This is a genomic window from Bacillus sp. Au-Bac7 (assembly GCF_021341655.1).
Lineage (GTDB): Bacteria > Bacillota > Bacilli > Bacillales > Cytobacillaceae > Niallia.
This window is the reverse complement of the sequence record NZ_JAJTTG010000007.1, coordinates 1-22,322: the sequence shown is the minus strand read 5'-3', so window position 1 is coordinate 22,322 and position 22,322 is coordinate 1. Positions and strand designations below refer to the sequence as shown.

Annotated in this window: 20 protein-coding genes and 7 tRNA genes; 3 read left to right on the top strand and 24 right to left on the bottom strand. The window is 39.6% G+C overall.

Translation table 11 applies throughout. The features are described 5' to 3' along the window. Nucleotides 1-179 precede the first annotated feature (179 nt). The 3 genes from LXM54_RS19045 to LXM54_RS19035 form a co-directional block, all read right to left on the bottom strand. Nucleotides 180-602 carry a CBS domain-containing protein gene (locus LXM54_RS19045; protein WP_233316827.1) on the bottom strand — a complete coding sequence of 141 codons (423 nt, stop codon included), beginning with the start codon at nucleotides 600-602 and terminating at the stop codon, nucleotides 180-182. 91 nt (nucleotides 603-693) lie between these two features. Then, nucleotides 694-1,281 carry an ECF transporter S component gene (locus tag LXM54_RS19040; RefSeq protein WP_233316826.1) on the bottom strand — a complete coding sequence of 196 codons (588 nt, stop codon included), beginning with the start codon at nucleotides 1,279-1,281 and terminating at the stop codon, nucleotides 694-696. A gap of 134 nt (nucleotides 1,282-1,415) precedes the next feature. Beyond that, nucleotides 1,416-2,324, bottom strand: coding sequence for a LysR family transcriptional regulator (locus LXM54_RS19035; protein ID WP_233316825.1), 909 nt, complete (start codon nucleotides 2,322-2,324; stop codon nucleotides 1,416-1,418). Nucleotides 2,325-2,615: 291 nt separating this feature from the next. On the opposite strand from LXM54_RS19035, the gene LXM54_RS19030 reads away from it, so the two are divergent. Beyond that, complete coding sequence (locus LXM54_RS19030; RefSeq protein WP_233316824.1) at nucleotides 2,616-4,433, top strand: assimilatory sulfite reductase (NADPH) flavoprotein subunit; 1,818 nt, start codon at nucleotides 2,616-2,618, stop codon at nucleotides 4,431-4,433. 22 nt (nucleotides 4,434-4,455) lie between these two features. Further along, nucleotides 4,456-6,180, top strand: a complete 1,725-nt coding sequence (gene cysI, locus LXM54_RS19025; RefSeq protein ID WP_233316823.1) for an assimilatory sulfite reductase (NADPH) hemoprotein subunit — start codon at nucleotides 4,456-4,458, stop codon at nucleotides 6,178-6,180. 38 nt (nucleotides 6,181-6,218) lie between these two features. On the opposite strand, the gene LXM54_RS19020 is transcribed toward cysI, so the two are convergent. The 14 genes from LXM54_RS19020 to sigW all read right to left on the bottom strand — a co-directional run bounded on the left by LXM54_RS19020 (nucleotide 6,219) and on the right by sigW (nucleotide 20,956). Then, entirely contained in the window at nucleotides 6,219-6,866 is a 648-nt protein-coding gene (locus LXM54_RS19020) for an SDR family oxidoreductase (RefSeq protein WP_233316822.1), read from the bottom strand. A 128-nt stretch (nucleotides 6,867-6,994) separates the two neighbouring features. Then, a complete protein-coding gene (locus LXM54_RS19015) occupies nucleotides 6,995-7,693 on the bottom strand; it encodes a YjjG family noncanonical pyrimidine nucleotidase (protein ID WP_233316821.1) in 699 nt (232 codons plus the stop codon). A 109-nt stretch (nucleotides 7,694-7,802) separates the two neighbouring features. Continuing rightward, nucleotides 7,803-8,684: an aminoglycoside 6-adenylyltransferase gene (locus tag LXM54_RS19010; protein WP_233316932.1), complete on the bottom strand. Its 882-nt coding sequence runs from the start codon at nucleotides 8,682-8,684 to the stop codon at nucleotides 7,803-7,805. A 12-nt stretch (nucleotides 8,685-8,696) separates the two neighbouring features. Then, nucleotides 8,697-9,380 (bottom strand): DUF2278 family protein, encoded by a 684-nt coding sequence (locus LXM54_RS19005; protein ID WP_233316820.1) that lies wholly within the window; start codon nucleotides 9,378-9,380, stop codon nucleotides 8,697-8,699. A gap of 171 nt (nucleotides 9,381-9,551) precedes the next feature. After that, a complete protein-coding gene (locus LXM54_RS19000; protein WP_233316819.1) occupies nucleotides 9,552-10,355 on the bottom strand; it encodes an ABC transporter ATP-binding protein in 804 nt (267 codons plus the stop codon). After that, a complete protein-coding gene (locus tag LXM54_RS18995; protein WP_233316818.1) occupies nucleotides 10,355-11,392 on the bottom strand; it encodes a FecCD family ABC transporter permease in 1,038 nt (345 codons plus the stop codon). Before LXM54_RS18995 ends, LXM54_RS19000 begins: the two co-directional genes overlap by 1 nt. After that, a complete protein-coding gene (locus LXM54_RS18990) occupies nucleotides 11,389-12,429 on the bottom strand; it encodes a FecCD family ABC transporter permease (RefSeq protein WP_233316817.1) in 1,041 nt (346 codons plus the stop codon). The genes LXM54_RS18995 and LXM54_RS18990 overlap by 4 nt, the downstream gene beginning before the upstream one ends. Continuing rightward, a complete protein-coding gene (locus LXM54_RS18985) occupies nucleotides 12,422-13,474 on the bottom strand; it encodes an iron-siderophore ABC transporter substrate-binding protein (RefSeq protein WP_233316816.1) in 1,053 nt (350 codons plus the stop codon). Before LXM54_RS18985 ends, LXM54_RS18990 begins: the two co-directional genes overlap by 8 nt. Nucleotides 13,475-13,716: 242 nt before the next feature. After that, complete coding sequence (glmS, locus tag LXM54_RS18980) at nucleotides 13,717-15,519, bottom strand: glutamine--fructose-6-phosphate transaminase (isomerizing) (RefSeq protein WP_233316815.1); 1,803 nt, start codon at nucleotides 15,517-15,519, stop codon at nucleotides 13,717-13,719. A 460-nt stretch (nucleotides 15,520-15,979) separates the two neighbouring features. Further along, nucleotides 15,980-17,332, bottom strand: a complete 1,353-nt coding sequence (gene glmM / locus LXM54_RS18975; RefSeq protein WP_233316814.1) for a phosphoglucosamine mutase — start codon at nucleotides 17,330-17,332, stop codon at nucleotides 15,980-15,982. A 42-nt stretch (nucleotides 17,333-17,374) separates the two neighbouring features. After that, the gene (locus LXM54_RS18970; protein ID WP_233316813.1) at nucleotides 17,375-18,694 is read right to left on the bottom strand and encodes a CdaR family protein; all 1,320 of its coding nucleotides are present in this window, start codon (nucleotides 18,692-18,694) and stop codon (nucleotides 17,375-17,377) included. Further along, nucleotides 18,691-19,512 carry a diadenylate cyclase CdaA gene (gene cdaA / locus LXM54_RS18965; protein WP_192486549.1) on the bottom strand — a complete coding sequence of 274 codons (822 nt, stop codon included), beginning with the start codon at nucleotides 19,510-19,512 and terminating at the stop codon, nucleotides 18,691-18,693. The genes LXM54_RS18970 and cdaA overlap by 4 nt, the downstream gene beginning before the upstream one ends. 218 nt (nucleotides 19,513-19,730) lie before the next feature. Further along, nucleotides 19,731-20,375, bottom strand: a complete 645-nt coding sequence (locus tag LXM54_RS18960) for an anti-sigma factor family protein (RefSeq protein WP_192486550.1) — start codon at nucleotides 20,373-20,375, stop codon at nucleotides 19,731-19,733. Nucleotides 20,376-20,392: 17 nt separating this feature from the next. Next, complete coding sequence (gene sigW, locus LXM54_RS18955) at nucleotides 20,393-20,956, bottom strand: RNA polymerase sigma factor SigW (protein ID WP_192486551.1); 564 nt, start codon at nucleotides 20,954-20,956, stop codon at nucleotides 20,393-20,395. A 405-nt stretch (nucleotides 20,957-21,361) separates the two neighbouring features. Between sigW and LXM54_RS18950 the strand changes: the two genes are divergently transcribed. Then, nucleotides 21,362-21,535, top strand: coding sequence for an aspartyl-phosphate phosphatase Spo0E family protein (locus LXM54_RS18950; RefSeq protein WP_192486552.1), 174 nt, complete (start codon nucleotides 21,362-21,364; stop codon nucleotides 21,533-21,535). A gap of 115 nt (nucleotides 21,536-21,650) precedes the next feature. Here the strand turns inward: LXM54_RS18950 and LXM54_RS18945 are convergent. The 7 genes from LXM54_RS18945 to LXM54_RS18915 form a co-directional block, all read right to left on the bottom strand. Next, nucleotides 21,651-21,723, bottom strand: a tRNA-Lys gene (locus LXM54_RS18945). Nucleotide 21,724: 1 nt separating this feature from the next. Further along, nucleotides 21,725-21,799: transfer RNA gene (locus LXM54_RS18940), tRNA-Gln, on the bottom strand. Between the two features lie 36 nt (nucleotides 21,800-21,835). Further along, nucleotides 21,836-21,919: transfer RNA gene (locus LXM54_RS18935), tRNA-Tyr, on the bottom strand. Nucleotides 21,920-21,947: 28 nt separating this feature from the next. After that, nucleotides 21,948-22,023: transfer RNA gene (locus LXM54_RS18930), tRNA-Thr, on the bottom strand. Between the two features lie 30 nt (nucleotides 22,024-22,053). Next, nucleotides 22,054-22,129, bottom strand: a tRNA-Val gene (locus tag LXM54_RS18925). A gap of 3 nt (nucleotides 22,130-22,132) precedes the next feature. Further along, nucleotides 22,133-22,207 (bottom strand) — tRNA-Glu (locus LXM54_RS18920). Between the two features lie 14 nt (nucleotides 22,208-22,221). Further along, nucleotides 22,222-22,294 (bottom strand) — tRNA-Thr (locus tag LXM54_RS18915). Nucleotides 22,295-22,322: the final 28 nt, after the last annotated feature.

Sequence of the window (22,322 nt, the reverse complement as noted above, 5' to 3'; positions counted from 1 at the left end):
TTTATCACAATTGATTATATTGTCAACAAGTTTTTCTAGTTGTTTAGTCGGAATTAAATCATCTAACATTTACAATTTTTTGATAACCTTATTTTAACATATGCATATATAAAAAATAAGCAGCAAGTCCATGCCAAAAAAACCCACTTTTTAAAAAGCGGGTTTTTTTGCTTACAGAATTAATGAAGTGGTTCAGATATATCGCTCAAAGCTTGCCCTGCTTCATCCATATGAATATTGATTCTTGCAAGGTCACCAATTGCGCATATTCCGACAAGTTCGCCGTTCTCAACTACAGGCAGGCGGCGAATCTGATTCTCTGACATGATGTTTGCACATTCATGAACATCTGTATCTGGCGTACATGTAGTTACATCCGCTGTCATCACATCATGACAGTGAACCGTATTTCCGTCTTTGCCATCAGCGATTGCATTGATAACAATATCACGGTCAGTAATCATGCCAATAACCTTTTTTCCTTCACATACAGGAACAATCCCAACGTTAACATCACGCATTATTTTTGCCGCTTCCACAAGAGAATCATGGGGCTGACATACCTTTACATCCGTTGTCATTATATCTTTAACAGTTGTCAAAAAACTCACCTCCAAAATTAATCTCTTATATTGTGCCGTTTTAAAAGATTATTATGTCAGCAAACGGCGTAAAAAAAAGCAGCCTAAGCTGCTATTTTTTTCTAATTCTTAATAATGGTTTTGAAATAATCGGGGCTAATATACCTGAAAGAATTGCTTCGGTAACCCCATTAGTAGCTATTATGGTCAATAGCGCAGGCAAAAGCTGATCCATATTCATTTCTAGAAAATTCGCATACGGTTCCTGGTAAAATAAATAAATCAATCCCAGCACTAAAACAGTATTTGTTAAAGATCCAAGCACACCAGCTACACTCATTCTAACTGTTTCATTAAGCTTGTCTTTGAGCAGCTTATGAAATACATATGCTGCTACAACACCTATTAATATTCGGGGCAGAACAGAGACAAGGGGATTCGTAAATACAATCGGGGCAATTGGACTTGTCGGTGCAACAAATGCCCTGATAAAGGTAATGATTCCCCATATACCGCCGACTATTGCTCCTTCCCTCGGGCCAAGAACAATCGCTGCAATAATGACTGTTACTTGAATAATCGTCAAGCTAAGCGGTCCAATCGGGATATATCCTAAAAACGGGATTGTCGTTTGAATAATGATGATAGCAGAAAGCATCCCTAATAGGACAATCCGAAATGTCTTATTGTTTTTTTTCATAACAATACTCCTTTTAACGAAAAAAATCTCCTTCGTTATCATACTACAAAATCCAAAAGAGGCAATAGGCGAACGACTATAAAAGCTTCCTTTCTAGGTAGTTGCGGTTTATTATTTCTTTATGCATGTTTATCTTAATTTCTATGTTCCTCTTCCTGGTATGGATACTTGCTGTTTAATGCCTGAATAAATGTTTTTACATTCTGCTTTTCCTTCATAACAGGCGAGTATACATAGGAGAGTGTCCTTTTAAATACTTCTTTATCAAGGGAGATGGTCGAAAGATTTCCTGCCTGCAGGTCCCTTTCTATTACACATTTAGACAAAAGGGTTAACCCTAGGCCGCTTATGACCGTTTCTTTAATCGCCTGGTTGCTGCTGATTGTCAGAAGTGTGTTCATCTTCAATCCGTTTGAACGGATGACATGATCCAAGTATTCCCTCGTCCCTGATCCGATTTCCCGGGTAATCCACGCTTGGTTTTGCAATTCCTTTATAGGAACCATTTCCTTACTAGCAAGCGGGTGTTTAGCAGATGCAACAACAAACAGTTCGTCTTCCATAAATGGATGGACAGAAATTTCCTTATCATTAGTTTGTCCTTCAATTAAACCGATATCCACTTGATAACGTCTGACTGACTCGACTACCTCTTCTGTGTTACCAATTGTTACTTGGAGTGCCAAATCGGGATGGGTTTTCTGAAGTTCCAGCAATAATGGGGGCAGTATATATTCTCCTATCGTGAAGCTTGCGCCTATTTTTAAATCTCCTTTGATGGAATGATGGTGGTCTAATATATTTTGCCTTGTCTGTTCATATATAGTAATCATTTGTACTGCACAATCATAGAGAATTTCCCCTGTAGGAGTTACTTTTAAATATTTTGGAGAACGTTCAAACAGCTTCGTTTGAAATTCCTTTTCTAAGTTTTTAATATGGAGGCTTACACTTGGCTGAGACATCAGCAGAATTTCAGCTGTTTTAGTGAAATTTTTCACTTCTACAAGGGTGACAAATGTTTTTAACGCATCATACTGCAACAAAAACACTCCTTTCGACTTTTTGAATCTTACATGTAAATTCCAAACAGCTATTTGTTTAATTATTAAGATTATTAATAGCTCCAATAAGTTAAATGTATTTTACTAATTCTTTGACTTCCAGTAAAGTACAATTATATATGCATGAAACAATTTGAAAAAAGAATCTGTCTAAAATCCGATTTGTCTTATTGGATTAATTAGTTAGAATCAACTTCTTAAAAACGTTTTGTTAATTAATGAACTTTGACATTTGAAAAAGCAACGGATTTTTATGTGAGGTGAATACTTTTGCAATTACTAGTAACGAACAGTCCTTTTAACCAGGAACAGACAGAGCTTTTAAACCGGCTTTTGCCGACTTTATCAGAAACACAAAAGGTATGGCTTAACGGCTATCTTTCTGCAACAGCAGCAACAACGGTAAGTCCCGCTGGACTGGCAGCAGAAGTCCCGTCTTCTGCTCCTGCACCTGCCGAACCAGTCTCTAAAGATGTCACAATCCTATTTGGATCTCAAACAGGAAATGCACAAAACCTTGCCAAAAAGAGTGCAAAAACTCTGACAGATAAAGGCTTCCATGTTACAACATTATCAATGAGCGACTTTAAGCCAAATAATATTAAGAAAGTTAAAAACTTGCTTATTATTGTCAGCACACATGGGGAAGGAGATCCACCTGATACTGCCTTAACATTCCATGAGTTTCTTCATGGTAAAAGAGCGCCTAAATTGGATGATTTGAGCTTCTCTGTATTGGCACTTGGTGACAGCTCCTATGAATTCTTCTGCCAGACTGGTAAAGAATTTGATGAACGCTTAGAAGAAATTGGCGGTAAGCGCCTATTTCCACGCGTTGACTGTGACTTAGATTTTGAAGAGCCGGCAAATGAATGGCTCGAAGGTGTGCTTGCAGAGCTTGGTAATACAAGCGCAGCAGCTGCTCAAAGCACAGCAACTCCAAATACAGCAACAACGGCAGAAACAGAATATTCTAGATCAAACCCTTTCCTCGCTGAAGTACTGGACATCCAAAACTTAAACGGCCGAGGCTCCAATAAAGAGACGCTTCATATTGAGCTATCTCTTGAGGAATCTGGATTGACATATAAACCTGGAGACAGCCTTGGAATTTATCCGAAGAATGACCCAGAGCTTGTTGAACTGCTGCTTAATAAACTGTCCTTTAATCCAGAAGAAACAGTCTCTATTAATAAAAAAGGTGAGATTCGTTCCATTAAGGAAGCACTTCTTTCCGAATTTGAAATAACCGTTTTAACAAAACCTTTATTAGAAAAGTTAGCAGCGTATTCGACAAACGAAGCGCTTCAAAATCTTCTCAAGAATCAAGAACAATTGAAAGCCTATATAGACGGAAGGGACTTGCTTGATTTAGTAAGTGAATTTGGTCCTTGGAATTTTACAGCTCAAAACTTTATCTCGCAATTACGTAAATTGCCTGCGCGCCTTTACTCTATTGCAAGCAGCTATACAGCAAATCCTGAGGAAGTTCATTTGACAATTGGAGCAGTCCGCTATAATGCCCATGACCGTGAACGCAAAGGTGTTTGCTCGATACTATGTGCGGAGCGTCTTAATCCAGGTGATAAAATTCCAGTATTTATCCAGCAGAATGAAAACTTTAAGCTGCCTGAAAATCCTGATACCCCTGTCATTATGATTGGGCCAGGCACAGGTATTGCACCATTCCGTTCCTTTATCCAAGAACGTGAAGAAATCGGTGCTGAAGGTAAATCATGGCTGTTCTTTGGTGATCAGCATTTTGTAACAGACTTCCTTTATCAAACAGAATGGCAAAATTACCTCAAAAGCGGGGTATTAACAAAAATGAACGTCGCATTCTCCCGCGACACTGCCGAGAAAGTTTATGTACAGCATCGTATGCTTGAGCACAGCAAAGAATTATTCGAATGGCTGCAGGAAGGTGCCGCTGTTTATGTTTGCGGCGATGAAAAGCATATGGCCCATGATGTACACGAAACATTAATCAGCATCATTGAAAAAGAAGGCAATCTAAACCGTGAAGATGCCGAAAAATATCTTGCAGCAATGCAGCAGGACAAACGCTACCAGCGTGATGTCTATTAAGTAATTGAAAGGAGTTTTTCTAATGGCTAGACCAGTATTAACAGCACCAGAAGGACCACCCTCTCCAAATGAGCAACTAAAAATAGACAGTAACTATTTGCGCGGAAGCTTAGCAGACACGATGCAGGAACCTCTGACATCAGGGATTCCACATGATGATAACGTGCTAATGAAATTCCATGGAAGTTATCTGCAGGATGATCGCGACCTTCGGAATGAACGTCAAAAGCAAAAATTAGAGCCTGCTTATCAATTCATGCTTCGCGTTCGAACTCCTGGAGGTATCGCAACACCTGAGCAATGGCTGAAAATGGATGACCTTGCCCAGCGTTATGGTAACCAAACATTGAAGCTTACAACGCGTCAGGCATTTCAAATGCATGGTATTCTGAAGTGGAATATGAAGAGCACTATCCAGGAAATTCACCAATCGATGCTTGATACAATAGCAGCTTGCGGTGACGTTAACCGTAACGTTATGTGTAATCCAAATCCCTATCAGTCGGAAGTTCACGAAGAGGTATTCAACTGGTCACAGAGATTGAGCGATTACCTTCTTCCTCGGACTCGTGCCTATCATGAAATCTGGCTTGATGAAGAAAAAGTCGCTTCTTCTCCAACAGTGGATGAAGAAATAGAGCCAATGTACGGTCCTGTTTACTTGCCAAGAAAGTTTAAAATCGGGGTAGCTGTCCCTCCTTCTAATGATGTGGATGTATACTCACAAGATCTTGGCTTTATCGCGATTGTTGAAGAAGGGAAATTGGTTGGTTTCAATATTTCCATCGGCGGCGGCATGGGTATGACACATGGAGATACAGAAACGTATCCACAGCTCGGGAAGGTTATTGGCTTCTGTGAGCCTGAGCAAGTTTTAGAAGTTGCAGAAAAAGTAATTACCATCCAGCGTGACTACGGAAACCGCTCTGTGCGTAAAAATGCCCGTTTTAAATATACTGTCGATCGCCTCGGCTTAGAAAATGTTAAAGCAGAATTAGAGTATCGCCTCGGCTGGGATTTACAGGAAACAAGGGAATTCCATTTTGATCATAATGGCGACAGATATGGCTGGGAAAAAGGTGTTAAAGGGAAATGGCATTTCACCCTGTTTGTAGAAGGCGGACGTATTAAAGACTTTGATGACTACAAGCTGATGACAGGCTTGCGTGAAATTGCGAAAATCCATACAGGTGATTTCCGTCTTACAGCTAACCAAAACTTAATCATTGCTAATATATCAACGAAAAATAAGAAAAAAATTACAGAACTAATCGAACAGTATGGTCTATTAGATGGCAAGCATTTCTCTGCATTGCGCAGAAACTCTCTTGCTTGTGTTTCTTTGCCGACATGCGGTCTTGCAATGGCAGAGGCTGAGCGCTACTTGCCGCGCCTAATCGATAAGATTGAAGAAATCGTCGATGCGAATGGCTTACATGATAAAGAAATTACTATTCGCATGACAGGCTGCCCTAATGGATGTGCTCGACACACAATCGCTGAAATCGCATTTATCGGAAGAGGTCCTGGCAAATATAACATGTATCTTGGCGCAGCCTTTAACGGAAGCAGATTGAGCAAGCTTTATCGTGAAAATGTCGGAGAAGAAGATATTTTAAGCGAGCTTGGTGTTCTTCTGCCGCGCTACGCAAAAGAAAGATTAGAAGGCGAACACTTTGGTGACTTCGTCATTCGTGCTGGTGTTGTTAAAGCAGTGACAGACGGAACAAACTTCCATGCAGTATAAGCAAAAACCGAGATAGGTTGTTCCTATCTCGGTTTTTTTCATGCTAGTTGATTAAAGGCTTCCGGCAATTGCTCTTCACCTGAAACTAAATCAAAGGAACGCTTATATGTTCTTGAATCATCAAGAGACGCGGCGATAACTTTTGCGACATCTCCCCTTGGAATAAAGCCTCTAGTTAAATTTTCCCCAAGCTGTATCCTTCCTGTTGCAGTCTCATCCGTAAGTCCTCCAGGCCGAATGATTGTGTAATTGAGATTGCTGGCGAGCAGCATGCGGTCTGCATAATGCTTTGCAACGTAATAAGGTAAAATATGCTCATTCCAATTTTCTCTCTTATGAGCCTGTAAGGCACTAACCATGATAAAGCGGTCAATTCCCACCTTTTCGGCTGCTTCCACAGTTTTCACTGCACCATCTAAATCGATTAACAATGTTTTATCCGCCCCAGTGCTTCCACCTGAACCAGCTGTAAACACGATGGCATCACAGCCTTTCATAGCTTCGGCCAGCTCATCCACGCTTCCCTCAAGATTAGCTAAAACTGTTTCAATGCCTTTGTTGGCATATGCCTCACTTTGCTCCTCAGAACGGACCATAGCCCGCACGGCATGTTTGTTCTCATTCTGCAACAAGTCTACAAGCTGTTTGCCTATTTTTCCATTTGCTCCTACAACTAACACTTTCACTATTTTAGCTCCTCCTTTTTTATACCTTATATAGATTGTCTCATTCTCCTTATCATAACTTCAAATAGTTTGATTATAGAAAAGAAGTCATCTGCACTTTAGATGACTTCCCAAATTTTGTACTGATTTTATTTTCTGTTAACCTCAAGTATGTTATACAGCTCAGAAAGACTCTTAATCTCATAAGTAGGCTTCCACTCCGTAGTATTTGCAATCCCCTTCGGATTAACCCAACATGTATCAATACCAGCTAAAATGCCGCCCTTAATATCTGCACTTAAAGAATCACCGATAATCAACGTTTCATTTAATGTCAAATTTTGTATGCGCTCAAATACGAAATCAAAAAACTCCTTCATCGGCTTCTGATATCCTGTATCCTCAGATACAAATACAGCTTTAAAGGATGAGAACAAGCCTGACAGCTTTAAACGTCTATCCTGTGTTTTGGAAATACCGTTTGTAACAATATACAAGTCAAATTCATTCTGCAGCTCCTGAATAAGCTCCAGTGCACCAGCAATAAGCTGATGTCCCTCACTAAGACCTCTGCGGTAATGCTCTTCCAGCTGCATGCCATCCACCACTTTCCCCAGCTCTTTAAACAGCAGGCTGAATCGTGTACTGAATAATTCCTCTCGCGAAATCTTGCCGTCCTCAAAGGCTGCCCATAAGCGGCGGTTAATTTGTGAATATTTGTTATGGTTATCTGTACTATATTGAATACCTTGGCTTTCCAGCAACATGCGCAATGATTCTTGCTCTGCCGCTGCAAAATCCAATAATGTGTCATCAATATCAAACAGCAATGTCCTGTATTTTCTCATGATAGTATTCCCCCTACAACACAGAAGCTAGCCCTTTTATACCTGTGCGCACCTCTTTTTATACTTAACTATATAGAAATGGAAATCAAAAAGGAAGTCCAATCAACAGCTAAAATATATGCTTAGCATCTGCTGCCATGCTTCTGATGCGCTCCAAGTATTTTGTCATCGCTTGATCTTCTTCAAGAGGATAACGATAATGTAAGTGTGTGGCCACAGCTGCTCCAAGATGCCTGAATAAATCACTCATCATAAACAAGGCTTGCCACAAGCTCTCATCATTACTGTCTGTATAAGTTTGTTTATACATACGCCAATATTCCTCTGGCAAATATTCTCCAAAATATTTCCCCATCTTTCCTGTCGACACTCTGAAATCATGGTGAATACCAATCCACCAGGAAATCATTTCATCAAGCATTGGTCTCACAATTGTTTCTGCCATGTTTTTTGCATATGGCAGCTCCTTCCGCCATATTCCCTTTGCAACATTCTGTTGGCACCACCAAAATTCATTGCATACATGCTGATATTGAATATCTGACGGTGCCTTTACATGATAGCTCCTGTCAGAAGCAGAATTAATTTTCGGAAGGATGCCGTCCTTATCCAATAAGGGCACAGTGAGAGAATCAGACCCGTAATGTTTTTGCATCGACTCTTTTGTTTCAAGATGAAGATCAATCCGATTGCCGTCGGTAAACAACATTAAATATCCGTATGATTGGCTGACGTCAGCCTTACGTCCAGCAGCCAAATCCATTTTATCAGGCTCCTGAAGCATAATAAGATTGCCAAACACCTGTATCCAGCACTCATCCGAAAGAAAGGAGCCTGTTTCTGTGACAACATAAACGAAATCATAATCCTGCAGGATATCCTTTTTCACATTTGGATTTGTTCTGGAGCCGTTCATATACACTGCTCTAATTCTATCATCCCTTTTAGCATATCCAAGGATAAGCTCAAGCATTTCCTGTTCTGTTCTGATTTGTGCCGCCCCCTATTTTACCGATAAATAACTGCATTCCTCCACAGGCTTAAGCGCATGTCCGTTATCATCTGTACACCATGACTGTGATTGAAAGGCAAGGAAGATAGCTGCCCAACGATTTTCTTTTTCAAAATGGATAAGGATGCCACCGTCCTGCCATGCTCCATTATCCTTTTTCCATCTTCCAACATTACCTTGATTCATATGAATATCATGAATGCCGTTTCCCGGCTTAAATTTAAAGTACTGATCTGCTTTATTCTCCTCTGGGCCCCATCTTTCCCCAAAAGCATAAATGACAGCCTCCTTCTCCAGCGCCTCTTTCACATAACGCTGCATCTTCTCATTGAGGTCATTATCTTCCCCATCAAGATCTGCTGGAAGGGGAACCATTTTTTTAGGATCAAATAGATTGCCTCTAACATAATCAAGCGCAAGATCAGGTTCATTATTTTTTATAAGTGTAAAACCAGACTTAAGCGCAGGCAGCTTGGAGATATCGTCAGAATTAAAGTCCTCTCCCACATAAAAAAGTACTTCTGAAGGATACGCTTGTGACTTAATATTAACAGCAATCCGGTAATCAACACCTTCATCATCCTTTATATGAATCTGATAATGAGGAGAATCACCGCTTCCCAACATCGTGTTTATAACCTTCCCCTTTAGCACACCGTATTTGTTTAAAGACATTCCTATTCCTCCTCTTTTAAAGATGTTTTCCTATCAACATTTTCGCTACGCAATGCGAATATCCTCTTAAAATATTTCTTTACGATTAAAATAAGCAGCAAGCCCTAAGAGCATTAACTGCTGAAAAAAAACCTCAAGTTTTATTATAAACTTGAGGGCTTTTTAAAATTATTATTCCTTAACATGGTATCTGCCTTTAGGCACAACTAAAGGAGTAGCGGAAACTGGATCACTAATTACTGTACAATTGAGTCCAAATATATCTTTCACTAATGTACTAGTAATTATCTCGGAAGGCTTGCCTTCTCCTACCAGCTTTCCTTTTTCAAGGGCAAAAATATAATCTGCATAACGAGCTGACAGGTTTATATCATGAAGAACCATTACAATTGTCGTCCCGTACTTACGATTAAGGTCTGTTAACAAATCTAAGATTTCTACTTGATACGTAATATCTAAAAAAGTGGTCGGCTCATCAAGAAATAATATATCCGTTTGCTGTGCCAGCGCCATCGCAATCCAAACTCGCTGCCTTTGACCGCCTGAAAGTTCATCAATATCATGATTTGCAAATTCTGTTATATTCATAATTTCCATTGCTTCTGCAACTGCTTCATAGTCCTTCTTCGACCAGCCGCTTAGCAAGGATTGGTGCGGAAACCGTCCACGACCGATTAAATCTGCTACTGTAATACCTTCTGGGACTACAGGAGATTGCGGTAAGATACCTAAAACTCTCGCTAATTGCTTTGGTGGAATTTTGCTGATTGCTTTCCCATCAAGCGTAATTTGACCAGATGAAGGTTTTATCAACTTGGCAAGAGTTTTTAGAAGAGTCGATTTTCCGCAGCCGTTAGCTCCGATTATAACGCTGATTTTGTTGCTCGGAATCTTCAGCTCTATCTCGTTTAAAATCATTTTATTTTCATAGCCTGCTATTAACTTTTCCGCCCGAAAATCATGTATTGTTTCCATTACAATTCTCCCTTTCGATTCATTCGGATTAACAGCAAGATTAAATACGGCGCTCCTAGCAATCCAGTTATTACCCCTACCGGGAACCGATACTCAAAAGCAAATTGGCCAATTAAATCTGCCGCTAACACTAAGCTGGCTCCTACAAGACCTGCTGGTAAAATATTAGAGAAACTCGCGCCTACTAATCTATTAGCAATCGGACCTGCAAGAAAGGAGACAAATGCAATCGGACCTGTCGTTGATGTCGCAATAGCAATCATAAAAACAGAACTTACAATAAGTAAAACCCTTGTCTTACCAGCAGCAACACCAAGGGAAGTTGCCATTTGCTCACCAAGTTCTAAAATATTCAAGTGTCTGCCTAACAATAGAACAATTGGCGTAAATAGAATGACCGTAATTATCAGCGGCGGCAGCTCTTCCATCCGAGAGCCATTCAAACTTCCATTAAGCCACCTAAGTGCTGCTGGAATATCCTGCTGCGAACTGATTAACAAAAGATAAGATATTACGGCATCAAGTATAGCCTGTATTCCTATTCCAATAAGAATTAAGCGTCCAATAGAGAAAGATTTCCCTCGGGATAATACGTACATAAAAATAACAGTTACAAGACCTGCAATAACAGAAGCAATAGACACAACTGCATTGCTCGTATGAAACATAGTGATACACAGAACAGCTGCAGCACTTGAGCCAGATGTTATTCCTAGAACATTTGGGTTTGCAAGTGGATTGCGCAGCATTGTTTGAAATATATAGCCAGCAACACCAAAGGCAAAGCCTGCAAAAAGACCTGCAACCATTCTTGGTAAACGTATCGTATTGACTGCAAAAGAAACACCTGCAATTTTTTCCCCTGAAAGTGTTCGAATAACTTCTTGGATGGGATAGATTGTGTTACCCAATAAAAGCATTGCGCAGCAAAGAATACAAGTCAGCAGAAGCAGTAAGCTAGTAACTTGTATCCATCGACGCCGTCTTTTGCGGATGCCTGTCATAATAAAGTTAACTTCACTAGATTGATTTTTCATAATGACCGCACTTTCGATTTCTTTGCTAATATGATGAGTATTGGTGCCCCTATAAATGCAGTGACAACACCAACTTCTAGTTCTCCAGGACTGGCAACAAGACGTCCAATTACATCAGAGAACGTTAATATAATTGCCCCTGCAATTGCGGACATCGGAATGGTAAATCGTACATCTGGACCAAGTATTAGCCGCATAACATGTGTAGATAAAAGTCCAATAAAGCCAATTGGACCTGCTAACGCAGTAGCTGCTCCACATAATATCACACCGCCAACAGCCGCCCCAAGACGTAAAAGTCCTGGTCTGACGCCAAGTCCTGATGCAACATCGTCTCCTAGTGCAAGAGCATTCAATGCTGGTGCCGAAATAAAGGCGATGATTAGACCAATTGCCAGAAAAGGAAGAAATGTTGTAATAGAATCCCAAGTTCCTGAACCAACACTGCCTACTTGCCAGAATCTGAATTGATCCATAGCATAAGAATTAGGTATCAAAATAGCCGTTACAAGGGAAGAGAGAGCTGCAGTTGTTGCAGCTCCCGCCAATACAAGCTTTATTGGTGTTGCTCCCCCTCGTCCCATTGAACCAATTCCAAAAACAAATGCTGCTGTTAATGCTGCTCCTATTAAAGCAAACCATATATATTGATTTGCTGTACTAATATTAAAGAATGCCAGTCCACAAACAACAAATAATGCTGCTCCAGTATTTACTCCAAGTATGCTAGGATCTGCAAGCGGATTGCGCGTAATAGCTTGCATTAGCGCTCCAGATACTCCTAATGCAGCTCCGCATAATAAACTAAAAATCGTTCTGGACAGACGCTTACGCACAATATTTGCCGCAAAGGAATCTTTATTCTGACTAAACAATCCGTCCATTATGTCTTGAAAGCTGACCACACGAGCCCCAAAGGAGAGAGAAGCAATAATACTGGCGATTAATAATATAATGGACAAAACAATAACTAGCTTAAAGTTTCTGGGAACATGCAGGTCCATCTGTTTAACTTTTGAAGCGGAGAAACTATTCATTGATCTTATCGATAGCTCCGCCAATTAGCTCTAAATACTCATCAATAGTGTATTCGATTGAAAGCGGAGTTGGTGTTCCCGCTGCAACCAATGGTGTATCACTTGCAATAAATGCTACTGAACCTCTTTTTACAGCAGGGATGTTTCCAAGTAATGGGTCTGCCTTAATTGCGTTATATAAATCGTCGTTACCGTAACCTACAATTACATCAGCATCATTAAGTGCTTCTACATTTTCCGCACTTAACTCTAGAGAATAACTGTTAGGGTCTGTAATTAAATCTTTAACACTGTCTGGATAATCAAGTCCAAGTTCTTTCAAGAAAGCAACACGGGAGTCAACCGGTGTATATAAATGAAGCTTAGATAAGTCATCAGCTGAGAAGTTTACCCAAACTACTTTTTTACCTTCAATTTGAGGGTATTTAGTCAATTTCTCTTTAATCATATCCTCAACATCTGTAATAAGCTGTTCGCCTTCTTCTTTCATTCCCATACCTGTTGCATTCAGTTCCACTTGTTCACGCCATGTTGTAGCCCAAGCTGCTTTTGGGTATGCAACAACGGGAGCGATTTCAGAAAGGGTATCATAATCTTCTTGCGTAATACCAGAGTAAGCAGCAAGAATAACGTCTGGTTTTGCATCTGAAATAGCCTCAAAATCAAGACCGTCAGTATCTTGGAAAACATTAGGGTTTTCTGCATTAAGCTCTTCTAGCTTCTCTGCAGTCCATGGAAGCAGACCACTGTCATCCTGTACCCCAAAGTTTGCTGCTGAGAATCCTGCAGGCACTACACCAAGAGCTAAAGCAACATCTTGATTTCCCCATTGAATAGTAACAACACGTTCTGGTTTTTTTTCAATAACTGCTTCACCTAAAGCATGTTTTATTGTAATCGGATATTGGGAATCTGAATCGGAAGAAGCAGATTCCTCATTATCAGAATCATTTGATGATGAATTAGAACAACCTGCTAATACTAAGATTGCAATAATTGAAAATAATAGTAACTGAAGAAATGACTTATTGCGTTTTATATGCATATCTAGGTCCCCTCTTATTATGTATTATGAAAGTTTAATAGAGCAAAAAGTGATCAAGAATTATTGAAAAAGTCATATTCATCACATTTTACAATGATTATCATTCTCAATAATAATAATTCTTTTTTATTTTTCTGTCAATTGTTTCTTTTTGAACCAAATTCAAGCAGGCCCTTTTACTAGATTTTTAAAATAAATAAACCCTATAGACAAATTAGTCTATAGGGTTTACTTTTATCTATTTATTCAACTGTAACAGATTTAGCCAAGTTACGCGGCTTATCAACATCACAGTCTCTATGAAGTGCTGCATAATAAGAAATAAGCTGCAGCGGTAATACAGAGATAAGGGGTGTCAATAACTCATGCACAGCCGGAACGATAAAACGGTCGCCGTCCATCTCCAAGCCTTTCATGGAGATGATGCACGGATTAGCACCGCGTGCTACCACTTCTTTAACATTTCCGCGTATGCTCAAGTTAACACTTTCCTGTGTTGCTAAAGCAATGATTGGCGTTCCTTCTTCAATTAAAGCAATCGTACCATGCTTTAATTCCCCGCCTGCAAAGCCTTCTGCCTGGATGTAAGAGATTTCTTTAAGCTTAAGCGCACCTTCTAGACCAACATAATAATCAATTCCGCGGCCAATAAAGAATGCATTTCTTGTTGTAGATAGATATTCTCTAGCAATCGTTTCAAGTTCGTCTTTTTGCTCAAAGACAACTTCCATTGCATTTGCAATGATGCCTAGCTCATGCACTAAGTCAAAGCTGCTGTCATAGCCCTTGCTTCTGCCTGTTACTTCAGCAAGTATAGACAATACTGCCATCTGCGCAGTATATGCCTTTGTGGAAGCAACCGCGATTTCAGGACCTGCATGCAGCAGCAATGTGTGGTCTGCTTCACGAGACAGTGTAGAACCAGGAACATTTGTGATAGTGATTGCTGGATAACCAAGCTCCTTCACTTGCACAAGCACAGCTCTGCTATCAGCTGTTTCACCACTTTGCGTAATGAAAATGAACAATGGTTTTTCAGAAAGCAATGGCATATTGTATCCGAATTCACTAGCTACATGAACCTCTACCGGAATCTTAGCTAAGCTTTCAATAAATTGTTTGCCTAGCAGACCTGCATGATAAGAAGTTCCTGCTGCAATGATATATAGGCGATCTGCTGCTTTTACTGCATCTATTATAGCAGGATCAATTGTAAGCTTCCCATCTTCATCTCTGTATTGTTGAATGATTTTACGAATAGCAAGCGGCTGCTCGTCAATTTCCTTCAACATGTAATGAGGATAAGTTCCTTTTTCAATGTCACTTGCGTCCAATTCAGCTGTATAAGCTTCCCGGGAAATAACTTCTCCGTTTAAAGTCTCAATTACTACTCTGTCCTTTGAAACTAGAACAATTTCTTTATCCATTAGTTCAACATATTGGTCTGTCACTTGCAGCATTGCCATTGCATCGCTCGCTACTACGTTGAAGTCTTCTCCCAATCCGACTAAAAGGGGACTTTTGTTTTTAGCAACATAAATTACATCTTTGTTTTGCTCATCCAATAGAGCAAAAGCATAAGAACCTTTTAGCATCTTCAACGTTTGCACAAATGCTGCTTTAACATCTTTGCCGCTCTCAACAATTTGTTCAATTAATTGAATAACTACTTCTGTATCTGTATCACTTTTCATTTCAACTTCTGGCAAGTATTCCTTTTTTAACAGATCGTAGTTCTCAATTACTCCATTATGAACAATGGTAAAACGACCAGACGCACTTTTATGCGGATGTGCATTCAATCTGCTTGGCACACCATGTGTTGCCCAGCGTGTATGGCCGATTCCTGTATCAGCAAACACTGTTTCATCCACAATGCTGCGCAAATCTGCAATTCTGCCTTTTTCTTTAAATACCTGTACTCCGTCCGCATTGCTTAAGGCAATACCTGCAGAATCATATCCTCTATATTCAAGCTTTTCAAGCCCTTTTAATAAAATCTCTTTTGCATCCTGGTTTCCAATAATACCAACTATTCCACACATACTTCTTTTCCTCCGTTCTAGGGGAGCAAGAAGTCTTCTTAGGGGACAAACTTGCTCCCCTATCTCTGTAATGTTTATAATTAATCTTTATGTTAGCATGCCCTATTCTTTGTCCATTAAGTTACCTTAATGTTTTAAAATAAAGCTCACGATTTGCTATAACCGGGAGGCATCCGCCGAAATATCGATAAACCTCCTCCTCGTCAACTAGCATAAGTTTCGTCCACTGCTAGTTCAGGCGCTTTATGAAATTTTACTTTCTTTTTCTCCCTCCCTTTTCTTATATTGCTTTTTTTCACAAAAGCAAGTTAATCATACCTTACTTTCAAATAATCCGTCAAATACTAATAGTTAAGGTATTTTACTTTTATGAAAAAAGAGGATAAAGAAAGATTCAACCAGTGAATTTTCTTTACCCTCTATCCTATTCAGTATTTAAAAAAATGTGACAATACCTTGCTTACTGCTCTTTCAAGCCCATTTCCTTCTCTACTACTTCAGCAATGATATTAACATATGCATCACATAATTCGCTTGTTGGAGCCTCTGCCATTACGCGGACAAGCGGTTCCGTTCCAGAAGGACGAACTAAAATTCTGCCGTTGCCATTCATGTCCTCTTCCACTTTACTGATGACTTCCTTCACCTGCTCATTATCTGTCACATGGTACTTGTCAGTCACCCTAATGTTCACTAACTTTTGCGGGAACTTCTTCATTTCTCCTGCCAACTCTGATAACGGCTTTTTCGTTGCCTTCATAATGTTTACAAGTTGAAGACCTGTCAACAGACCATCACCAGTTGTATTAAAATCAAGGAAAATAATATGGCCTGACTGTTCTCCGCCAAGATTATAACCATTTTTACGCATTTCCTCCACTACATAGCGGTCACCGACAGCTGTAGGTATGCTATTAATTCCATGCTGCTCCAGCGCCTTATAAAAGCCTAAATTGCTCATTACAGTCGATACGACTGTATCTTGTTTAAGGCGGCCAGTTTCTTTCAGATATTTAGCACAAATATACATGATTTGATCGCCATCAACGATCTCACCTTTTTCATCAACAGCTATTAGGCGATCGCCATCCCCATCAAAAGCTAAACCAACATCCGCTTGTTTTTCCTTCACAAATTCCGCCAAAGTTTCTGGATGAGTAGAGCCTACCCCGTCATTTATATTTAATCCATTTGGAGATGCTCCCATTGTTGAAATGTCAGCATCCAAATCAGCAAAAAGATGCATAGCAAGAGCAGATGTTGCTCCGTGTGCACAGTCAAGCGCAACATGAATGCCGTCAAACTCTTCATCAACAGTTTGCTTCAGGAACTGCAGGTATTTTTGCCCACCTTCAAAATAATCATTAACTTGTCCAAGATCTGCTCCAGTTGGTCTTGGCAATGAGTCAACACCTTGATCAATCAATGCTTCTATTTCTAATTCTTGTTCATCTGAAAGTTTAAAGCCATCTGGACCGAAAAACTTAATGCCATTATCGGCAACAGGGTTATGGGAAGCGGATATCATTACACCGGCCTGTGCTCCCAGAACTTTTGTCAAATAGGATACCCCAGGTGTAGAAATAACACCTAAGCGCATTACTTCCGCACCGATGGAAAGCAATCCTGCTACTAGGGCTCCTTCCAGCATATGGCCTGAAATACGAGTATCACGGCCAATCAGTACTTTAGGCCGATCTTGATCTTTTGTCAGGACGAAACCACCGAATCTCCCAAGCTTAAATGCTATTTCAGGTGTCAGTTCGCTATTTGCTACTCCTCGTACTCCGTCCGTACCGAAATATTTACCCATTCCTAAATCGCTCCTTCTAACTAATATAAATCTTTATCCATGTTAAGCGTCTTTTTCCGTTATTGATACACTTGCTGTCTCTTTTGCCAGCTCCCAGCTGATCTCATCAGGACCTTCAACCGTTATCTGTACTTCATGTTCACCAGCAGACATCCCGGTCAGATCTAGATACAGAGAAAAATCTGATGCTGCTAAGCCTTTAACAATCTCATCTGCTCCAGTTACATCGAGACTTGCGCTTTTATCAGCAGGGTCTGTTATTTCTGCCACAAGCTCATCACCCAGACCTTGTATGTTAATAGGTATACCGCTGATTGTTTTTGTGCTCGGTTCTTCTGCAGATGCTGTTTCATCTGAATCATCTTCGCTTGAGGAGGAAGATTGCTCTGAATCTGCACTATCCTTCCCAACTGTCACTTTAACAGTGGCCGTTACAAGCTCCGGTTCTACAGCCGTCACGCCATTTGAAATAATTACAGGAAGTTCAATATTTGAATCCTTATCTATATCACTTAAGTCCACTTCAACTCTTGTACTGTCCACTTCTTTTAGTATATCTTCTGGACCGGAAATTGTCGCTTCCGTTTTGTTTAAAGTAATAGAGTCAATGGTAATATTGGATGGCGGATCACCTTTTTCTACAATATTGATTGGAACTGTTTTACTTGTTCTTGTTACAGGGATATTCACATCCACCGTTTCTGGTTCCACTTCGACATCCAATTTATTTAAACTGCTATCTAAAACAGATACTTTGGCCTTTTGGCTTATATCCTTACTAGTTCCTTCTTCCAGCTCTACATTTGCTTTGACATAGGCTATCTTCTCAATTTCATCCTTAGCTCCTGTAACCTTTACAGTCGAAGGACTGACAGTTGCCGAGCCAGTTGAATACCCCTTAGCAATCAAGCTGCTGTTATACTCAGCTTCTACGCTTACTTCTTTTGTTACTTTCTCTTTTAAAGTTACCTCAATAGTGTCAGGATCAATATCGGCTTTCAGTTTATCAGAAAGATCTTTGACCTGAAGGGTAACCTTTTTCGTGCCAATTTCTGCATCAGTCAAATCAACATACACTTCAAAATTCTTTTGCAGTCTTGCCGATTGTAAATGGACTGTGGGTCCTGTCAGCGTAACATCCACTGTTTCCGGCACTCCGGATACGATAAGATTCTCTGTATCATAGTAGACCTTTACAGGCATATCCTTTACTACTCCAGTATCCTCTGTTCCTGGGACATTCACATCATTAGAGTTATCATTTCCATCATATACATATAAAAACAATAGCAACGCAAGAGCGAAGGCAATTACCTTCATAAACCAATTGCTTTCTCCGATTCTGTCAAATAACTTATTCATTTATTCTTCCCCTTCCAGCTCCACTTAACAGAGGAAGCATGTTTGGCAGAAGGTGCAATTAATGCACTGGACAATAGTTCTTTAAATGCTTCCAATTTAAGATCTCGATGGAGGTCGCCATTTTTGGTAATAGAAATAGCTCCAGTTTCTTCAGAAACAACAATAGTAATGCTGTCCGTTACCTCACTGATGCCAAGTGCAGCTCTATGCCTTGTGCCCAGCTCCTTTGATATGAAAGGACTCTCAGACAAAGGAAGATAACAGGCAGCTGCAGCTATATTATTTTTTTGCAAAATAACGGCACCGTCGTGCAGAGGAGTGTTTGGGATAAAGATGTTAATCAAAAGCTCAGAAGATATTTTGGAATCTAATGAAATCCCCGTTTCAATATAGTCATTCATGCCTGTCTCTCTTTCAATGGAGATAAGCGCACCAATTCTCCGTTTTGCCATATAATCAACAGCTTTTACAATGGATTCGACCACATGTTGCTGTGCTTGGTCTTCCGGTATTCCGCTTCGCGAAAAGAACTTTCCTCTACCAAGCTGTTCGAGTGCCCTTCTCAGTTCTCCTTGGAAAATGATGATGAGCCCTAGTGCTCCCCACTGAATCACTTGCTCCATCATTGTTCCCATTGTCTGCAAGTTGAAATAATCACTCAGCAGCTTCACGATTAGGATAACAAAGATTCCTTTTAATAATTGGACAGCTTTTGTACCCTTTACTATCATAAGGATTTTATAGATGACATACCACACAAGGAGAATGTCTACGGTATTCGCTAAATATTTTAAAAAAGGGAAATCTGCAAACGACATTTTCCTTCCTCCAAAGCATATATATTTCATAAGCAATCGCTGCTTGTTTTATTTACCTACAATTATCATATTATATCACATTTGTGTTTAATACCAATCAGGACATACTAATTTTAAAAAACAGGAGGATGTTTCTATAAACCATTGGAAAATTCTTGGTTTTATTATATGATGCTTCTTCCGTTTTTATCAGTGTTAGGAATGAAAAATCCCTGCAATTAATATGCAGGGAGGCTATTCTTTGCTTCTTCACCTTTAAATATGTCCGTGATATCATCGAATGTTGACTTGATGTAGTACCAAAGCCAATCAAAGACTTCATTAACTTCCTCAATCTCACCTGTAACCTGGTTCGCAGAAGCCATATACTTCTCTCCATTTATAACGGTGACATCGCCTTTCACTTGTCCTTCTATCTTAATATTTCCATTTCGGACTACGATATCTCCCTCAACTACCTCTCCTTTAGGAACAATAACCGTATCATTTTCAACAACCAAATTAGGCTGTTTTGAAACAGAAAATTCATGGTTTTCATTCCAAGCGGAAAGGAGACTTGAAATCATTAATACAATAAATAAAGATGCTGCAGCAAACATGGGATGATTACGCACCCATCTTTTAAAGACAGCCTGCTTCTTTTCCTTCGGCAGCAGTGCCAGCACATTCTCCGTAAAATTAACTGGAGCCTGTATATGAGATGTGCTTTGTACAAGTGCAATTGTCTTTTTCAATTCATGAAAATGAATTGCACAATCTTCACATTCATCCAAGTGTTTTTTTAACTGATGCTTATCTTGTTCTGATATTTCCTCATCAAGATATTCATGCATATATTCTATAACCTTTGATGAACAAGTCATATTATTTCACCTTCTTATTAGACATGCCGTAATTGCTTTCTTAAAGCCTCTCTACCCCTATGGATGCGAGTTTTTACCGTTCCCAGAGGAAGTTCTAGAATTTCGCTAATCTCATTCAGAGACAGTTCTTCAATGTATTTTAGCACAATTACAGAACGATACTTCTCTGGCAGTTTTGATATTTCACGTTGTATTGAAGCTTGCAATTCAAGACTTTCAACATCTTCTTCTGGCAATCTCGAATCTGAAGAGATTTGCGAGTACATGTTCAAACCATCTGTACCAGGTACCTCAGCATCCAAATAATAATCTGGCTTTTTCTTTCTGATCCTGTCAATACACAAATTAGTTGCAATGCGATAAAGCCATGTGGAAAACTTCAAGTCCATGTTAAATCTGTTTATATTAACATATGCTCGAAGAAAGGCTTCTTGTGAAATATCCTCCGCTTCATGTCTATTCCCCAGCATCCGATAACATATTTGGAACACCTTATCTTTGTAGATGTCAATTATGTCACCGAAGGCATTTTGATCCCCTTTTATTACTTGCTTAATTCTCTTTTTAACTAATGCTTCCATCTATTTACCTCCGCTCTAAATGCGGCTAATCGATTAATACGTATCGATAGCGAATAAGGTTTCATTTTTTTAAAAAATTCCTCCTAAATCTGCTTAAAATAAATCTGTGCTCATATTTGTGTACAAAAAAAAAGAGTTTAGTGACTTCTACTTATAATTATAGTCAAGTTGTCTATCTAAAGGCTTAACCGTCCAACTATCAGGAGATTTATTTTTCACATTTTTTTATAATATGTATATTTACTACTTTTGAATGACTTTACTACTATTTTAACAAATTATGACAAGTTATGTTTAAAATTTTTGTTATTTGGTTATAAAAATTAGGTATATTATGTTAAAATCATGACAATATTATTCTTTTCAGATAAAATGAAGACTAACTAATGAATGAGGGTGAAGCCAATGTGTGAGCAAAAGTTGTTAAAAGATATTGAGGAACATCGTGAACAGATGATTAATTTAGCAACTCGCACTTCTTTTTCGCACCCTAAAGTGATTGATTTAAGCGCTAAATTAGACGTGTTGTTAAACAAGTACGACAGCTTTATGAAAGCAAGTTGGAAAGAAAATTATTAATGAAATTTAATCATTATACAGCATATTACAGTTACTCATAATTGATGTCTTACATATTTTTTTGAAATAAGAAAACATAAAAAAAACCAAGCAATTTATGCTTGGTTTTTACAGATGAGCCATGCAGGATTCGAACCTGCGACCCTCTGATTAAAAGTCAGATGCTCTACCAACTGAGCTAATGGCTCTTGGCTGGGCTAGCTGGATTCGAACCAACGAGTGACGGAGTCAAAGTCCGTTGCCTTACCGCTTGGCTATAGCCCAAAAATAAATAAAAGGACTTAATGTCCAATTGTAAAATGGTGGAGGGGGACGGATTCGAACCGCCGAACCCGAAGGAGCGGATTTACAGTCCGCCGCGTTTAGCCACTTCGCTACCCCTCCGTAATATTGGAAAGAATTGTTTCATAAATGGTGCCGACGAGAGGACTTGAACCCCCAACCTACTGATTACAAGTCAGTTGCTCTACCAATTGAGCTACATCGGCACATATCTTAATCTTGTATTATATTATAAATGGTGGAGGATGACGGGATCGAACCGCCGACCCTCTGCTTGTAAGGCAGATGCTCTCCCAGCTGAGCTAATCCTCCATTTGGTGACCCATACGGGATTCGAACCCGTGTTACCGCCGTGAAAGGGCGGTGTCTTAACCGCTTGACCAATGGGCCTTTATTGTTTTTTAAGCTTCCAACCGGGCTCGAACCGGTGACCTCTTCCTTACCATGGAAGTGCTCTACCTGCTGAGCTATGGAAGCAAATTGCTAACATATAACTCAAAATCAT

Bases quoted from the DNA above. Each gene is read 5' to 3' on its own strand.
- LXM54_RS19000 (WP_233316819.1), bottom strand. From the start codon at position 10,355: ATGGAAACAATACATGATTTTCGGGCGGAAAAGTTAATAGCAGGCTAT.
- LXM54_RS18970 (WP_233316813.1), bottom strand. From the start codon at position 18,694: ATGAATAAGTTATTTGACAGAATCGGAGAAAGCAATTGGTTTATGAAG.
- LXM54_RS18995 (WP_233316818.1), bottom strand. From the start codon at position 11,392: ATGAAAAATCAATCTAGTGAAGTTAACTTTATTATGACAGGCATCCGC.
- LXM54_RS18960 (WP_192486550.1), bottom strand. From the start codon at position 20,375: ATGACTTGTTCATCAAAGGTTATAGAATATATGCATGAATATCTTGAT.
- LXM54_RS18950 (WP_192486552.1), top strand. From the start codon at position 21,362: ATGTGTGAGCAAAAGTTGTTAAAAGATATTGAGGAACATCGTGAACAG.
- LXM54_RS18990 (WP_233316817.1), bottom strand. From the start codon at position 12,429: ATGAATAGTTTCTCCGCTTCAAAAGTTAAACAGATGGACCTGCATGTT.
- glmM (WP_233316814.1), bottom strand. From the start codon at position 17,332: ATGGGTAAATATTTCGGTACGGACGGAGTACGAGGAGTAGCAAATAGC.
- LXM54_RS19005 (WP_233316820.1), bottom strand. From the start codon at position 9,380: ATGTCTTTAAACAAATACGGTGTGCTAAAGGGGAAGGTTATAAACACG.
- cdaA (WP_192486549.1), bottom strand. From the start codon at position 19,512: ATGTCGTTTGCAGATTTCCCTTTTTTAAAATATTTAGCGAATACCGTA.
- sigW (WP_192486551.1), bottom strand. From the start codon at position 20,956: ATGGAAGCATTAGTTAAAAAGAGAATTAAGCAAGTAATAAAAGGGGAT.
- LXM54_RS18985 (WP_233316816.1), bottom strand. From the start codon at position 13,474: ATGCATATAAAACGCAATAAGTCATTTCTTCAGTTACTATTATTTTCA.
- LXM54_RS19015 (WP_233316821.1), bottom strand. From the start codon at position 7,693: ATGAGAAAATACAGGACATTGCTGTTTGATATTGATGACACATTATTG.
- cysI (WP_233316823.1), top strand. From the start codon at position 4,456: ATGGCTAGACCAGTATTAACAGCACCAGAAGGACCACCCTCTCCAAAT.
- glmS (WP_233316815.1), bottom strand. From the start codon at position 15,519: ATGTGTGGAATAGTTGGTATTATTGGAAACCAGGATGCAAAAGAGATT.
- LXM54_RS19040 (WP_233316826.1), bottom strand. From the start codon at position 1,281: ATGAAAAAAAACAATAAGACATTTCGGATTGTCCTATTAGGGATGCTT.